Source organism: Sphingomonas yabuuchiae (assembly GCF_014199595.1).
GTDB classification, from domain to species: Bacteria; Pseudomonadota; Alphaproteobacteria; order Sphingomonadales; family Sphingomonadaceae; genus Sphingomonas; species Sphingomonas yabuuchiae.
The window spans coordinates 20,346-34,842 of record NZ_JACHNX010000024.1; the positions used below are offsets into that span (position 1 = coordinate 20,346).

Consider the following 14,497-nt stretch of genomic DNA (forward strand, 5'->3'; position numbering starts at 1 on the left):
CCTGTTTTTTGCATGCTTCTCAGTCCGGACTCCGAAAGCACGGGAGCCATCAGGGCCGTGGCGAATTGATCCAGATCACTTTGTCACCGTTGGTCTGACGACAGAGAACAGGGATCAGGAGCAGGATTTGAAGGAAGCGATCGGCTTTTCCAGCGAAGGCATGAGCGAGGACCGCGCCTTTGCGGGCTATCGCCAGCTTTATGCGCAGGGGGCCGATGTCGAGCGGCTGGACGGGCCGTTTCATGCTCGCGTCACGGGCTGGCGCTTTCGCCACATGCTGCTGTTCGACCGGCATCTGTCAGGCATGGCCCATGCGCGCGAGGCACGGGTGACGGCGGACGGCTTCGATCATATCGTGCTCCACCATGTCCTGTCGGGCACGCTGACCGGCCATGGCCGCAGCGGGTTCGAGCGCGCGGGGCCGGGCGATATCGTGTTCCTCGACATGCGGCGCGGCCACCGGACCGAGGCGCGTGACCTGCACATGATCACCGCCAGCATCGCGCGCGATCTGGTGCTGGCGGCGCTGGGCAGCCTGGGCGCGCTGCACGGGCTGGTCGCGCATGCACCCGACACCGCGATCCTGGGCGGGTTCCTGCAGACGCTGGCGGCGCATGCGCCCTCGCTCGACGACCGGCATGACGGCGCCTTTGCGCGCGCGCTGATCGAGCTGCTGCCGACCGCGCTGGGCGGCCCGCGCGACCTGGGGGTGGAGGCGCGGCGACAGGATCATCTGCGGCGCGAGGCGGTCGAGCAGCTGATCGACCGCGAGATCGCCAATCGCCAGCTGACCGGCGCCGCCATTGCCGAGCGGGTCGGCGTGTCGCGCGCGACGCTGTACCGTCTTTACGAGCGGACCGGCGGGATTGCGGGCCATGTCCGGCGTCGCCGCATCGATGCGGTCCGCCGCGCGCTGGAGCGGCCCGAGGAGCCTGATCTGGCGGGGCTGGCCCAGGCCTATGGACTGGGCAGCGCGACGGCGCTGAGCCGCGCCTTTCAGGCGGATCAGGGGATTGACCCCGCCGCCTATCGCGCCCGCGTCCGCCAGGATCGCGGCGACCCGGTCGAAACCGGCACGCGTCGGTGGAACGGGTGGATGCAGGAGCTGGATTGAGGACCCTCTATTCCTCCCCCGCAAGGGGAGGAATGCTCGCACGCCGCCCCGCGACCCAGGCCGCGCCGCAGCCCAGCAGGCAGGTCGCCCCCAGCACCCGGCCGATCGCATCGGCGAGGCCGGTCGGCCCCGCCATCGCCTGGCTCGCCAGCCCGACCGCCCAAGGCCCCATCGCGGTGCCGAGCAGCGTCACCAGGGTCAGGAAGATCGCCGTCCCCTCGACCCTGAGCGCCGGGGGTATCCGCGTCTGGAGCCCGATCAGGCCATTGGCCACCGCGACCGACAGCCCGGCCACCGCCACCACCAGCGCGGCGACCGCCAGCGGCAATTCCTCCGCCCGGGTCAGCGGCCATAATGCCAACGCGCACAGCGCCAGCCCGACCAGCATCAGCTCCGGCCCCGCCCCCCGCTCCCCCCGGCGATCGGCGAGCACGCCGCCCAGCGCATGGCCCCCTGCCCCGGCCAGCATCATCGCCAGCCCGACCTGAAACCCGGCCTGGGGTGGGGTCAGGCCATGCATGCGGATCAACAGGCTGGCGGACCAGCTGGTCAGCGCCTGCAGCACCAGCACACCGCACAGCGCGGCCAGGATATGCGGCACCAGCACCGCGCGGTCCGCGATCATATGGCGCAGCGCCGCGCCCATCCGCCCGCGCCGGTCTTCGCGCTGCCCCACCGGCTCGACCAGCCGCAGCACCACCAGCGCGAGCGGCACCCCGAGCAGCCCGGCGCTCGCGAAGGTCAGCCGCCACGGCGCGACCGACAGGGCCAAGAGCGTGAACAGCGCCAACAGCCCCCCGCCCCCGATCATCGCCAGCCCCCGGCCGAGCGACGCGCCCCCGGTGAACAGGCTGATCCCGCGCCCGCGATGGCCGGGCGCCATGGCGGCGACGATCAGCCCCATGGCGGCGGGGACGATCGCGGCCTGCGCCAGCCCGAGCAGCATCCGCGCGGGGATCAGCAGCTCGACCGATCCGGCCAGCCCACACAGCGCCGTCGCCACGCTCGCCCCCAACAGCGCAAAGGCGAGCAGCCGGGAGAGCAGCCAGGTCCGCGCCAGCAGGATCATCGGCACCACCGCAGCCCCGTTGACGAAGGCGAAGGCCGGTCCCTGCAACAGCCCGATCGCGGCGTCGCCCAGGCCCAGATCGGCCTTGATCGGCTCGATCAGGATCGACAGCAGGAAACGCTGGCCGACCGCCAGCATATGGACGAGCGCCATCAGCACCGCAACGCGATACCCCCGATGCGGAAGCGACAGCGGCAATGGGGTTCCTTTCCATAAATCCCTCTCCCCTGGACAGGGGAGAGGGTCAGCGAAGCTTGCCAGCGTGCGGGCTAGCGCAGCTCGGGTGAGGGGTCGAGCGAGCCAAAGGCTCGCGCGCTCACCCCTCTCCGACTAGACCGTGATGACATTGTGTTGAATCAACGCGAGCCCCTCCCCTTCAGGGGAGGGGTTGGGGTGGGGCCTCGCCACGGGCGGCGTGCTTGCGGAGGGGCCCCACCCCCGGCCCCTCCCCTGAAGGGGCGGGGTGAGGGAAAGCAGGCCTTCATGCCTGTCGATCAGCCCTGCGACGAATGAACGATCGGCGCAGCGGGCCGGGGGAGCCCGATCCGCAGCCGCTCCGGCGGGCAAGGGCGCCCAAGCGCCGCGATGTCCTGCATCGCCCCGTGCAGCCAGCGCTCCCGATCCGGCACCGCGACGATCATCGGCATGGTCGGGAACAGCGCGTCGGCCCCGTGATCGGCCCCGCATTCCACCATCACGAAGCAGCGCGCATCGCCGCTTTCGCGCCACAGCCCCGCTACGGTGAAGACCGGCTCGTCGGCCAGCGCAAACCAGGCCGCGCGCCGGTCCCGGCCCGGACGGGCGCGGGCCGTCAGGGTGGCGGCGGTCAGCGGGATCAGGCAGCGTTGCGCCGGACGCTCGGCCAGACGGCGCCACCAAGGCAGCGCCAGGCTGGGGATCCGCGTCGTCGCGTCCGGCCCCTCGCCTATTCCCCAGCGCTGGGTGTCCAGCCCGGTGCCCTCGGGCGTATGACGGATGACGAAGGCGGGATGACCCGCGCGCAGATCGCCCAGCTGCGTCCAGGTGCCCCAGGACGCCCCGGCGCTCCAGGCGATGGCGAAGTCGCGGCACAGCGCCTCGGCCGTGCGGTCGAGCGTTGCGCGATCCCCCGTCATGGTGCGAAAAATCGGGTCCATCACCGTCATGCGGGGACCGCGATCCGGAGCGCGCGGTACCATTGGCCAGGACGTGGCGAGGCAATGGCGGAAAGCGGGACGCGCACGGTCGGCCTTTGACGCTGAACAGGAAGGTGAGACGGACGGATCGGTTGGGACAATCCGCCCGCCTCGAATTCAGCTCTGTAAGTCAATCGTTTGAAGCTGCCCATAAGCGAGGACACGGCGTCTCACGGTTGAGACGTTTGAAGGCGGAGCATCCCCTCATATCGGCAGAAACCCCGATCGAACCCCTCATGCTCCATTTCGGCAAAGGCCGGTATGCCCACTACGCCGAATGCCGGGCCGATCCCAGGCGCCTTATGGCCGGGAGGAAGAGGAGTGATCGACCAGGCGACGGGCCGGTTCGTTCCAGAACCACTGGCGACGAGTCGTCGAATAACGACGGCGCACCCGACGACATATCAGGACGTGTCGACGATGATCGCTCTGTAGTTGAACGATGCCGAACACGAGGAAAACCTTCTGCCATTTGCGAGGGCGCTTAAAGGGATTGGCAACAGACAAGGCGATCACGACCGACCTCTTAAAATATAGTTAAAATCGAGATGGAGGATATGGTTGGGACATATCGTCGCCTTCGCTTCAACTATACGTCCGTTATCGGAGTATTTCTATGCCGCTCGGGGACCTCGTCTCAAGGTTGAGACGTTGCTCGATGAAACCTTTTTCGTCGAGCCGCAACAGGCTCCCCCCATGCCATGGCGGGTCGCCTTAGATCTGCCCGATCGCCTCCGCCGCCAGCCCGCGCACATCGACCCGCGCCTTCAACCGGGCGCAGAGCAAAGCGGTGCCGCTGATCTTGCGCTGGACGAACAGCGTCTCGACATGCGGGACATGCCAGGTGTCGCGGTCAGCGATCATCGCGCGGGTTTCCTCGCGCACCACCGGCACGAAGGCGCGATCGCCGAAGTCGAAGGGGCCTGCCTTCGCCATGGTGTCGTCGATCGCGGCGATGATCCGGTCGACTGCCGGGCGATGCGCGGCGACCGCCTTCTCGCCCAGGAAACCCGTCTCTACCGCGATCTCGCGGATGCGGTCGCGGTCATGCGCCAGCCCGGCCTCGATCAACCGGCGATAGGAAGCGGCGGTCTCGGGCGGCACGTCGCGCGCCGCGCCGAAGTCGAGCAGCACCAGGCGGCCGGTCTTCGCCTGCCAGCGATAATTGGCGAAGTTCGGGTCGGTCTGCATCATCCCGAACTCGAACAGTTCGCGCAAGACCAACTGGATCAGCGCAGTCATCGCGGTGTCGCGGATATCCTGCGGTGCCTCGGCCAGCGTGTCGACCGACTGGCCGGGCACGAAGTCCATCGCCAGCACCAGCGGCGTGGTCAATGACGGCTCCGGCCGGGGCACGACATAGCGCGCATCGCCCGCCAGCCGGTCGCCATAAGCCTGCATCCGGTCGGCCTCGCGCAGATAATCGGCTTCTTCAGCCAGCTGGCGCTTGGCTTCCTCGAGCAGCGGCTTGAGGTCGATGGAGGGCGGGATCAGGTTCGACACGCGCAGCAAGGTCGCGACATTGTCGACGTCCGAGCCGATGCTGTCGCGCACGCCCGGATATTGCACCTTGATCGCCAGCACCCGGCCATCGGGCAGGGTCGCGCGGTGGACCTGCCCGATCGAGGCGGCGGCCATGGGGGCCGCCTCGAAATGGCGGAAGCGGCGTCGCCAGTCGGCACCCCACTGCGCCTTCAGCACCTTGTCGAGCTGTGCGGGGGGCATCCGGTACGCCTGGTCACGCAGCCGCGCGAGGATGGTCTGCAGTTCAGGCGGCAACAGGTCGCCCGCGTCCATCGAGATCATCTGGCCCAGCTTCATCGCCGCGCCGCGCAAATGTGACAGCCGGTCGGCGACCCGCGCGGCATTGCCCGGCGTCAGTACCAGATCGCCGAGTTTGGGCCGCTCGCCATTCGCCAGCCTGCGCGCGCCCTCGGCCAGCATCCCGCCCGCGACCCCGCCCGCCAGCCGCCCGAATGCCCCCGCCCGGGCGAAGCGGCCGCTGGGGACGGCGCGGTGGGTAACGTTGCCGGGCTTGTCGTCTTGATCTGCCATGCCGGGCATAGCGGCGGGCGGGCGGGTTGGTTCCTTGGGGCGGCCCTCTGCCATCTTGCGGAGCGGGGCGCGTCCTTTCATGATCGCGACGGGACGGTCCTGTCCCCTCGGGTGATTCCCATGTCTCTGCTGCTGCCTGCGCTTCTTCTCGCCAGCGTTCCGGGGACGGCCGCGCCCGCCACCGTGCCGATCGGCCATTTCCAGACCTGGCTGCCGTCGAGCCGCGTGCCGATGGCCTTCACCTCGGGCGGGGTGACGGTGGAGGTCGCCCCCCTCCCCTGTCCCTCGCATCCCGAAGGTGAAAGCGCCTGCCGCTGGGACGGTTACAACAATCAGGCGCGGGTCACGGTGCGCGCGGGCGGTGTCACGCCGCTGTCGGTGACGACCGATCGGCAGAGCGGCTATGCCCGGATCGCGGTCGTCCGCTTCGGGCGCGGCGATCCCCGGCCCGGCGTGATCGTCGAAAGCCAGTCGGGCGGATCGGGCGGCAATCTCAGCGTGCAGTTCCTGGCGCCGAGCGGGACAGGCTATCGCGCCCTGTCCCTGGGGTCGTTGCAGGGTGGGCTTTTGCAGGGCGAGATCGCCGACGAACCGCGCGATCTGTCTGAGGACGGATATGTCGACCTGGAGTTGCGGGACGGGGCGTTCGACAGCGCCTTCGGCTGCAACGCCTGCACCCCGCGCCCGCCCCGGCTGTTCGCGGTGAAGCACGGCCGCGTCATCGACGAAAGCCGCGATCCCGCGCTGCGCCCGGTTTTCGCGGCCGACATGGCGCGGTTGGAACCCCACTGCCTGTCCGGCGAGTCCGGCCGCAACGGCGCCTGCGCCGCCTATGTCGCCGACGCGGCGCGGGCGGGACGGTTTCGGTCCGCCTGGACGAAGATGCTGGCGCATTATGAGCGGGGCGGGGATGGCCGGCAGCCTGACAATGATCCGCATTTCGTGCGCTTCCCGGAGTCGCTCCGCGCCTTCCTGATCCGCACCGGCTATATCCTCTCCTCCCCTTCAGGGGAGGGGCCGGGGGTGGGGCGTCCCCGCAGGCGCGACGCTGATGGAGAGGCCCCACCCCAACCCCTCCCCTGAAGGGGAGGGACTTTACCCCTCGAACGACATCAGGATCGGGCACGGCCCCTCCCCGCCGCTCCCGCATTCCCCTGCCAGATGCGCCAGCGCCCCCCGTGCCTTTTGCAACCCTGCGATCTGCGCATCGAGCGCGGCGATCCGCGTCTGGGCCAGTTCCCGCACCCGCGCCCGGTCGTCTGTCGCATCCAGCGCCAGCAGCTCGCCGATCTGTTCCAGCGTGAAGCCCGCTTCCTGCGCCGAACGGATGAAGCGCAACCGCCTCACATCCGCCTCGCCATAGCGGCGGATACCCCCTGCCCCGCCCGGCCCCGGCACGCGTTCGGGCAAGGGCATCAGCCCGCGCCGCTGGTAATAGCGGATCGTCTCCACCCCCACCCCGCCCTCGCGCGCCAATCCGGCGATCGTCCATTGTGGCGTCCACTCACCCACGTCTTGACTCCGTACCATGGTACGGATGCCATATAGCCGGGATCGCAACCGGAGAAGCCCCATGGCCGCCGCCCGCAAAGCCATATTGTACCGCATGGTGATGCCCACCCACACCTGCCCCTATGGCCTGAAGGCCAAGGATCTGCTCCGCCGACAGGGTTATGAGGTCGACGACCGCTGGCTCCGCACGCGCGAGGAGACCGACGCCTTCAAGGCCGAACACGGCGTGAAGACCACGCCACAGACTTTCGTCGGGGGCGAGCGGGTCGGTGGCTATGACGATCTGCGCCGTTTCTTCGGCAAGCATGTGCCCGATCCCAAGGCGACCAGCTATCGCCCGGTCGCGGCGCTCTTTGCCATGACCGCGCTGATGGCGCTGGCGGCCAGCCAGGCGGTCTATGCCACCCCCCTCACGATGCGCGCGGCCGAGTGGTTCGTCGCGTTCAGCATGGCAGTCCTCGCCCTCCTGAAGCTCCAGAATGTCGAGAGCTTCGCGACCATGTTTCTCAACTACGACCTGCTCGCCAAGCGCTGGGTGCCCTATTCCTATGTCTATCCCTTTGCCGAGGCGTTGGCCGGGGTGCTGATGATCGCGGGGGTGGCAAGATGGGCCTCGGTGCCGATCGCGCTGTTCATCGGGGGCATCGGTACGGTGTCGGTGATCAAGGCGGTCTATATCGATCGGCGCGAGCTCAAATGCGCCTGTGTCGGGGGATCGAGCAATGTGCCGCTGGGCTTCCTGTCGCTGACCGAGAATCTGATGATGATCGGGATGGCGGTGTGGATGGTGGTGTCCTGATGATCCTCCCCGGCACGGGGAGGGGGACCGCCGCGAAGCGGTGGTGGAGGGGGCGTGCCGCAAGGAATGTCCTGTGGGGAAGCCCCCCTCCACCAGCTGCGCTGGTCCCCCTCCCCGTGCCGGGGAGGAATAAGTTTCCCCGGGGAAACATCGCTCACCCCACTCCACCTTGCCCGATTGAATGAACTTTGCCATTAACCACGCGCAAAAGCTTCAAGGGGTGCGCGAGTGGCAGAAGATCATGCAATGCTGACCCAGATCGGCGATCTGGCGAACGCGGGGGAGCGGATGATCGAGCGGCTACGGCGCAAGGCGTTCCTGCCCGAAAGCCGCAAGGGCCTGCACGTCCGCTTCGGCATCGCCGAGGCCGCACAGCTGCTCGGCTGTTCGACCAACCGCATCCGCATGGCCGAGGAGGATGGCCGCCTCCCCCCTGCCCCGACGACCGACAATGGCCGTCGCCAGGGCTATACGGTCGAGGAACTGCTCCACATGCGCGAGGTGCTGGGCGCCTCCCCGGCCCGTGCGCCGCTGGATATCCCCGCGATCATCGCGGTCCAGAACTTCAAGGGCGGCGTCGGCAAGTCGACCGTCACCACCCACCTCGCCCATTATTTCGCGGTACAGGGCTACCGCGTGCTGGTCGTCGATTGCGACAGCCAGGCGACGACGACGACCTTGTTCGGCTTCAACCCGCATTTCAACGTCACGCGCGAAGAGACGCTCTATCCGTATCTGTCGATCGACCCGACCCAGACCGACCTGGCCTATGCGGTCAAGCCGACGCCCTGGCCCAATGTCGACCTGATCCCGTCCAACCTCGAACTGTTCGACGTCGAATATGAGCTGGCCGCGGCGGGCAGCGATGGCGGGTCAGTGCTGGCGGCACGTTTCCGCAAGCTGAAGCGCGGGTTGGCCGATCTCGCGCGCAATTACGACGTGGTGCTGCTCGATCCGCCCCCTGCCCTGGGCACGATCAGTCTGGCAGTGATGCAGGCGGCCAATGCCCTGCTGGTCCCGATGGCCGCAACGACACCCGATTTCTGTTCGACGGTCCAGTTCCTGTCGATGATGGACCAGGTGCTCAACCAGCTGACCGGCGCTGGGATCGAGGTGGATTACCAGTTCGTCCGGCTGATTTGTTCCAAGTTCGACGGCAACGACCCCAGCCACGCCATGGTCCGCGCGATCATGGAGCAGAGCTTCGGCCCCGCGCTCCTCCCCGTGCCGATCCTTGAGTCGGCCGAGATCAGCCATGCCGCGATGCGGATGATGACCGTCTATGAACTGGAAAAACCGATCGGCACGCCCAAGACCCACAAACGCTGCCGCGCCAATCTGGATGAGGCGATGCGTCAGGTCGAGCAGCTGGTCCGCCAGAGCTGGGGCCGGGTCGAACCCGCCAGCGAGGAAGCGGTGATCCATGCGGCGGCTTGATCGAGTCCCCCTTTCCTACATGATAATGTTCTGCCTATGTTCCGGGCGGGAGGCATAAGATGGCGCGTAAACAATCCGATTATCTGGCGGCCCTGTTGGCGGAGGAAGAGGGCGACGCCCCCTCCCCCACCCCGGTTCGCGAGGCCGTGGCGGAACGCAGTCGTGGCACGACACTGTTGGGGCGCGAGTCCGCGCTCGCCCGCGTCGCCAGCGGCGAGGTGCGGCAGGTCACACAGCTGCTGCTCGACCCCGCGCGGGTAAAGATCTGGCCGGGCAATGCCCGCAATTACGACCTGCTGACTGAGGCGCATTGCCGCGAGCTGATCGACTCGATCATCGCCGAAGGGGGCCAGAAGGTCCCCGCCGTGGTCCGCCGGATCGAGGGCGACCCCGATCATGATTACGAAGTGATCGCGGGCACCCGGCGCCACTGGTCGATCAGCTGGCTGCGCGCCAACAGCTATCCCGACATGGTCTTCGTGGCGCAGGTCGCGCAGCTCGACGACGAGGCCGCGTTCCGCCTCGCCGATCTCGAGAATCGCGCACGCGCCGATGTCTCGGATTTCGAGCGGGCGCGCAATTACCTGGCCGCGCTGACCACCCATTATGGCAACCACCAGACCCGCATGGCCGAGCGGCTGAAGCTGTCAAAGGGCTGGCTGTCCAAGATGCTGAAGGTTGCCGCGCTGCCCGACGAGGTGGTCGGCGCCTTCGCCTCGCCGCATGAGGTGCAGCTCAAGCCCGGCTATGCGCTGGCCCAGGCGATGCAGGACCCCATGGAGGCGCCCGCCATTATCGGCGTGGCCCAGTATATCGCGCGCCAACAGGCCGAACGGCGCGAGGACGGCAAGCCGCCCATCCCGGCCAACGAGGTGCTCCACCGCCTGCTGACCGCGCGCAAGATGATGCTGGGCGAGGACGGCGAACCGCAGCGTTACAGCTATCACAGCCGCTATGGCCGCCCCGTTCTGTCGGTGCAATCGGTGAACCGACAGGGGGTGACGGTGCGGCTGCATGCCGGTTCGGGGGCGGATGTCGAGGAAATTGTAAAGGCCTTGCGCGGCGCGCTGGCGCATCTCGAGCAGACGGGCAGGGGGCTTCAGCCCTGATGTTTCCCCGGGGAAACAACGCCGTCCGGCCACCTTACGTGTTTCCCCGGGGAAACACGCATCCGGGTCACGATGCATGAGCACCAAGCCCAAGGACGGATCGGCCGAACAGTTCGAGCTGTTCCTGCCCTATCTCGCCGACCTGCCGCTGCGCGACCAGCGGGAGATGATGGAGCGGCCCTTCTTCAGCTTGGCCAAGTCGAAACGCGTCAAGCCGATCGACTATCGCTCGCCCGACGGCAAGCTGTGGGTGCATGTGTCGGGCAATCCTGATTACGGCATGGCGACGATCTGGGACGCTGACATCCTGATCTATTGCGCCTCGATGCTGGCCGACATGGCGCGGCGGGGGATCAACGACGTACCGCGCAAGCTGCACCTGATGCCCTATGACCTGCTTCGCGCGATCGGGCGCCAGCCGACGGGGCGTGCCTATGAGCTGCTCGGCCAGGCGCTCGACCGGCTGGTGTCGACCACGGTCAAGACCAATATTCGCGCCGAAAACCGGCGCGAGGCGACGTTCAGCTGGCTCGACGGCTGGACGCAACTGGTCGACGAAAAGACCGAACGCTCGCGCGGCATGACCATCGAGCTGTCGAGCTGGTTCTATGAGGGCGTGATGATGACGGGGGGCGTGTTGTCGATCGACCGCGCCTATTTCGACATTTCGGGCGGCCGCGAGCGCTGGCTATACAAGGTCGCGCGCAAACATGCCGGCGGGGCAGGGGAGGGGGGCTTCGCCATCTCCATGCCGACCCTGTTCGAGAAATCGGGAGCCGAGGGGCAATATCGCCGCTTCAAGTTCGAGATCGCCAAGATCGCCGAACGCAACGAGCTGCCCGGCTATGCCCTGACGCTCGAACAGGCCGAAGGCAAGCGCGAGCCGAGCCTCCGGATGCGTCGCCGGGCGGAAGGGGAGGGGGCCGCGCCAGCCGCGCCTGCGTCCAGGAAAAAGCCAAAGGTCGCTGCCGCGCCACCTCCCAAGGCACCGACGCCGGAGGACACTCCACCACCCCCGGCTGACCGCGATCTGGATGCCAGCGCGCTGATCCGCCGCAGCGTCAAGAGCCTGTCGACCCGCTCGACCTTCGGCGAGATCACCGACGCGACGCTGGCGCTGCTACGGTCCGAATGCCCAGGCTGGGACTATCAGACCCTCCACGCCGAATTCAAAGCCTGGGTCGAGGCCGATCCCGCCCGCACGCCCGTCAGCTATCAGAACGCCTTTATCGGCTATGTCCGCCGCTTCGACGCCAAGAACCGGCACCTGCTCCGCTGACGACAGGGGAGGGGAATGAAGCCCCCTCGCCGACATTTTAGCCGCTAAAATCTGGATGCGGCGAGGATGCGCAACCCATATGCGTTCCCGAAATATCGGGTGTTCGATGACCTCCGCGATCGCCTGTTCCGACGGGCCGCCACTTTGAACCTCACCACGCGGGATCGGTCGAAAACTGATTCAATCCGACCCGCTCCAGCGGCATCCGTCACGCCTTTTCGATATATCGGGAACGGGCAACGATACTCTCGGAACGCTTGGGCGATACATCGGGAACGCCCATCTCGATATTTCGGGGACAGATAGTCGATATGTCGGGAACGCGAAGGCCAGAAAAACGCTAGCAAATTCCATACTTTAGCCTGTGGAAAACACGGCTTAACCCTTTAATTCTCATCTAACGTTCTAACCGAAGGGATATGTTTTTTGAGTTTTTTTGAAGAGCTTGATGAGTTTTCTGAATCAGTCCCCTTTTCGCTTTGGGTTCGCCGCGTATCGATTCACAAAGGGCCATGCCGATCGCACGCGAACATCGCTGGCTCTACCCGATCGACTGGCGCGAGCTGTCCGCCCTGATCCGCTTCAACCGCGCCAAGGGGCGGTGCGAGCATTGCGGACGACCCCACGGCCGCGACATCGTGCATCTGGGCGACGGAACCTGGTGGGACGACTCCCGCGCCCGCTGGCGCGACAGCCGGGGCAGGGGGGTAAGGGCGCTACCCAGCCCTACCGCCATGATCCGCGCGCAGCCCGGCTTGGCCGGCATTGCACCGCCCCTGCCGTTCCGCCGGACGCACGTGGTCCTGGCCAGCGCGCACCTTAACCACGATCCCGGTGACAACCGCCTGCGTAATCTGGCCGCACTATGCCAGTCCTGCCACATGCGCCACGATGCCGGGGAGCATCGTCGGCGCCGCTTGCGTAATCGCTTCCGGGGCGGCGCTGTCCGCGATCTCTTCCCTTGAACGGCGGGACTTTCCGGGTGGGTCAATTCATACTCGAAAGCACGAATCGTCACCAGCCCCGATCATATTTCCGCTGTGTTGGCCTGCTTCCCATCCCCAAATTTCGTGTTTCCAAGTATGAATTCAAACATGGCGCAAACACCTACTTCGCCGCTCCCAAAGACACCGCTTCCGCCTACTTAGCGCAGCACCAACAACGCGCCCTCCTCTACCTCAACAGCCAGCTGACCAGCGAGATCCACAGCGAGCGTTCGTTGATGGCCGTTCCCTTTTTCGCACTCGGCAAGACTGCCTGGGCAAAGCTACTGATCTATGCACACGCCAATGTTGCGATTGAGGGCCGCCCCGCGACCAAGGCGGTAGCGCCCATGTATGATAAGGAGATCATGCTCTACATCGCCCGCCTGATGGCCGGAAAGATCGAGCGCGGCGCAGAGGTGGAGTAGGACTTCATCTTTACCACGCACGACTTGTTTTCCGCGACAGGGACTGAGTAGCCCCTAGTTTTCTAGACGCCTTCCGCCTTCAAGACCTGCTGCCGTTCGAACGCGATGGGCGACAGCATCCCGTTCCTGACCTGCTTGCGTACAGGATTGTAAAACATCTCGACGTAATTGAACACGTCCTGCCGAGCTTCCTCGCGGGTTTTATAGGTGCAGCGCCGGATGCGCCCGCGCTTGAGCGAGGAGAAAAAGCTCTCGACGACAGCATTGTCATGGCAGTTGCCGCGTCGGCTCATCGAGTGCTCAAGGTTGTGGACCCGGATGAAGCCAGCCCACGCCATGCTGGTGAACTGCGAGCCTTGGTTGGAGTGGATCAGCACCCGTTGCTTCGGCTTGCGCCGCTACACCCCCATGTGCAGTGCCTGCAGTACCACATGGTGGTCTGTCGGCTCTGCATCGACCACCCTCCGCAGCCATTCCAACGGTCCTTCGGCCCGTCGGAACCTTGGGCTGCTCCGCCCACCACGCGGCGGGAATACAGGTCGACCACGACCGCCAGATAGGCGAAGCCTTCCAGGGTGCGAATGTAGGGGATGTCCATCACCCAGGCCCGGTCCGGCACAGCAACGTCGAACTGGCGGTCCAGCGTGTTGTCGATCACCAGAGACGGCTTGCCGCCGTGGCTGCCGGGCCGGCGCTTATAGCCGATCTGCGCCTTGGTGCCCGCCGGTCTGGTCAACCTGGCAACCCGGTTCGGGCAGCAGGTTTCGCCGTGATCCAGCAGGGCGTCGTGCAGCTTGCGGTAGCCATAGACCTTGCCACTTTGCCCGCCCCAGACGGACGGCCCTGGCGACCCGGCGTCGCCGATCCCGTCTTGGCTACATGCTGCATCAGCTTGATCGCGCAGCTCGGGCTGACCCCAAAGTGGCGAGCTGCCGCCCGGCAGGAACGCCCCGCCGACACATGACCTGCTGTCCGGTCCCGTAAATCACCTGAATAGCCTCGACCCATGATCCACCTCCAAGGCAGGGTGAATTACATTCCCTGGTCAAGTGGAATCCTCCCTGATTCCTGCTTCACGCTCGAGGCTCTAGGGGCTACTCAGTTGTGGGATGAAGCGTGGGCGGCGATCGAGCTGCATCTGCCGAAGAACCAGCCCAGTGCCCGGCGGGTAGACGACCGGCGGGTGATCTCTGGCATCGTGCATATGCTGAAGGTCGGGTGTCGCTGGTGCGACTGCCCGGCCGATTACGGGCCATCCACGACGATCTACAACCGGTTCAACCACTGGTAGCGCCGTGGCTTCTGGCTCAAGCTGCTGGACGGGCTGGTGGATGCTGGCGTGGTCGCGAAGAGTACCGCGATTGACAGCACCTACATCAAGGCGCAACGCGCGGCCTTCGGCGGAAAAGGGGGCGCCAGATCCAGGCGATCGGCCGCTCGCGTGTAAGCGTCCGGTGTTCCCCGCCTTGCTGACGAGGTGATGCGCAAGCCACAGGTGCGGCACTGTGGCAGGCACCGGTGCGGCATTATGGCGACG

At 66.5% G+C, this 14,497-nt stretch carries 12 protein-coding genes and 2 pseudogenes; 9 read left to right on the top strand and 5 right to left on the bottom strand.

Translation table 11 applies throughout. The features are described from left to right. Positions 1–127 precede the first annotated feature (127 nt). Entirely contained in the window at positions 128–1,114 is a 987-nt protein-coding gene (locus GGQ89_RS17540; protein WP_184106626.1) for a helix-turn-helix domain-containing protein, read from the top strand. Between the two features lie 7 nt (positions 1,115–1,121). On the opposite strand, the gene GGQ89_RS17545 is transcribed toward GGQ89_RS17540, so the two are convergent. From GGQ89_RS17545 to GGQ89_RS17555, 3 genes are all read right to left on the bottom strand, one after another. Continuing rightward, positions 1,122–2,381 (bottom strand): MFS transporter, encoded by a 1,260-nt coding sequence (locus GGQ89_RS17545; RefSeq protein WP_184106627.1) that lies wholly within the window; start codon positions 2,379–2,381, stop codon positions 1,122–1,124. 296 nt (positions 2,382–2,677) lie between these two features. Then, complete coding sequence (locus tag GGQ89_RS17550; protein WP_184106628.1) at positions 2,678–3,298, bottom strand: SOS response-associated peptidase family protein; 621 nt, start codon at positions 3,296–3,298, stop codon at positions 2,678–2,680. A gap of 774 nt (positions 3,299–4,072) precedes the next feature. Further along, the gene (locus tag GGQ89_RS17555) at positions 4,073–5,413 is read right to left on the bottom strand and encodes an ABC1 kinase family protein (protein ID WP_184106629.1); all 1,341 of its coding nucleotides are present in this window, start codon (positions 5,411–5,413) and stop codon (positions 4,073–4,075) included. A 120-nt stretch (positions 5,414–5,533) separates the two neighbouring features. Here GGQ89_RS17555 and GGQ89_RS17560 point away from each other — a divergent pair, with 120 nt between their 5' ends. Further along, positions 5,534–6,496: a hypothetical protein gene (locus GGQ89_RS17560; protein WP_184106630.1), complete on the top strand. Its 963-nt coding sequence runs from the start codon at positions 5,534–5,536 to the stop codon at positions 6,494–6,496. 12 nt (positions 6,497–6,508) lie between these two features. On the opposite strand, the gene GGQ89_RS17565 is transcribed toward GGQ89_RS17560, so the two are convergent. Further along, a complete protein-coding gene (locus GGQ89_RS17565; RefSeq protein ID WP_184106631.1) occupies positions 6,509–6,943 on the bottom strand; it encodes a MerR family transcriptional regulator in 435 nt (144 codons plus the stop codon). A gap of 43 nt (positions 6,944–6,986) precedes the next feature. Here GGQ89_RS17565 and GGQ89_RS17570 point away from each other — a divergent pair, with 43 nt between their 5' ends. The 6 genes from GGQ89_RS17570 to GGQ89_RS20110 all read left to right on the top strand — a co-directional run bounded on the left by GGQ89_RS17570 (position 6,987) and on the right by GGQ89_RS20110 (position 12,960). Beyond that, a complete protein-coding gene (locus GGQ89_RS17570; protein WP_240456322.1) occupies positions 6,987–7,724 on the top strand; it encodes a glutaredoxin family protein in 738 nt (245 codons plus the stop codon). Between the two features lie 246 nt (positions 7,725–7,970). Continuing rightward, the gene (locus tag GGQ89_RS17575; protein WP_184106637.1) at positions 7,971–9,161 is read left to right on the top strand and encodes an AAA family ATPase; all 1,191 of its coding nucleotides are present in this window, start codon (positions 7,971–7,973) and stop codon (positions 9,159–9,161) included. A 59-nt stretch (positions 9,162–9,220) separates the two neighbouring features. Further along, a complete protein-coding gene (locus GGQ89_RS17580) occupies positions 9,221–10,270 on the top strand; it encodes a ParB/RepB/Spo0J family partition protein (RefSeq protein WP_184106632.1) in 1,050 nt (349 codons plus the stop codon). 76 nt (positions 10,271–10,346) lie between these two features. Next, positions 10,347–11,549: a replication initiator protein A gene (locus GGQ89_RS17585; protein WP_184106633.1), complete on the top strand. Its 1,203-nt coding sequence runs from the start codon at positions 10,347–10,349 to the stop codon at positions 11,547–11,549. Between the two features lie 512 nt (positions 11,550–12,061). Then, complete coding sequence (locus GGQ89_RS17590; protein ID WP_184106634.1) at positions 12,062–12,514, top strand: hypothetical protein; 453 nt, start codon at positions 12,062–12,064, stop codon at positions 12,512–12,514. After that, positions 12,511–12,960, top strand: a complete 450-nt coding sequence (locus GGQ89_RS20110) for a replication initiator protein A (RefSeq protein ID WP_240456321.1) — start codon at positions 12,511–12,513, stop codon at positions 12,958–12,960. Before GGQ89_RS17590 ends, GGQ89_RS20110 begins: the two co-directional genes overlap by 4 nt. 62 nt (positions 12,961–13,022) lie before the next feature. On the opposite strand, the pseudogene GGQ89_RS17600 reads toward GGQ89_RS20110, so the two are convergent. Continuing rightward, positions 13,023–13,783: pseudogene (locus GGQ89_RS17600) on the bottom strand (DDE-type integrase/transposase/recombinase); the annotation flags it as partial. A gap of 279 nt (positions 13,784–14,062) precedes the next feature. On the opposite strand from GGQ89_RS17600, the pseudogene GGQ89_RS20115 reads away from it, so the two are divergent. Next, positions 14,063–14,403: pseudogene (locus tag GGQ89_RS20115) on the top strand (transposase); the annotation flags it as partial. Positions 14,404–14,497: the final 94 nt, after the last annotated feature.

Coding starts and splice junctions, on each gene's coding strand:
- GGQ89_RS17555 (WP_184106629.1), bottom strand. CDS start 5,413: ATGGCAGATCAAGACGACAAGCCCGGCAACGTTACCCACCGCGCCGTC.
- GGQ89_RS17590 (WP_184106634.1), top strand. CDS start 12,062: ATGCCGATCGCACGCGAACATCGCTGGCTCTACCCGATCGACTGGCGC.
- GGQ89_RS17550 (WP_184106628.1), bottom strand. CDS start 3,298: ATGACGGGGGATCGCGCAACGCTCGACCGCACGGCCGAGGCGCTGTGC.
- GGQ89_RS17570 (WP_240456322.1), top strand. CDS start 6,987: ATGGCCGCCGCCCGCAAAGCCATATTGTACCGCATGGTGATGCCCACC.
- GGQ89_RS17560 (WP_184106630.1), top strand. CDS start 5,534: ATGTCTCTGCTGCTGCCTGCGCTTCTTCTCGCCAGCGTTCCGGGGACG.
- GGQ89_RS17575 (WP_184106637.1), top strand. CDS start 7,971: ATGCTGACCCAGATCGGCGATCTGGCGAACGCGGGGGAGCGGATGATC.
- GGQ89_RS17580 (WP_184106632.1), top strand. CDS start 9,221: ATGGCGCGTAAACAATCCGATTATCTGGCGGCCCTGTTGGCGGAGGAA.
- GGQ89_RS17565 (WP_184106631.1), bottom strand. CDS start 6,943: ATGGTACGGAGTCAAGACGTGGGTGAGTGGACGCCACAATGGACGATC.
- GGQ89_RS17585 (WP_184106633.1), top strand. CDS start 10,347: ATGAGCACCAAGCCCAAGGACGGATCGGCCGAACAGTTCGAGCTGTTC.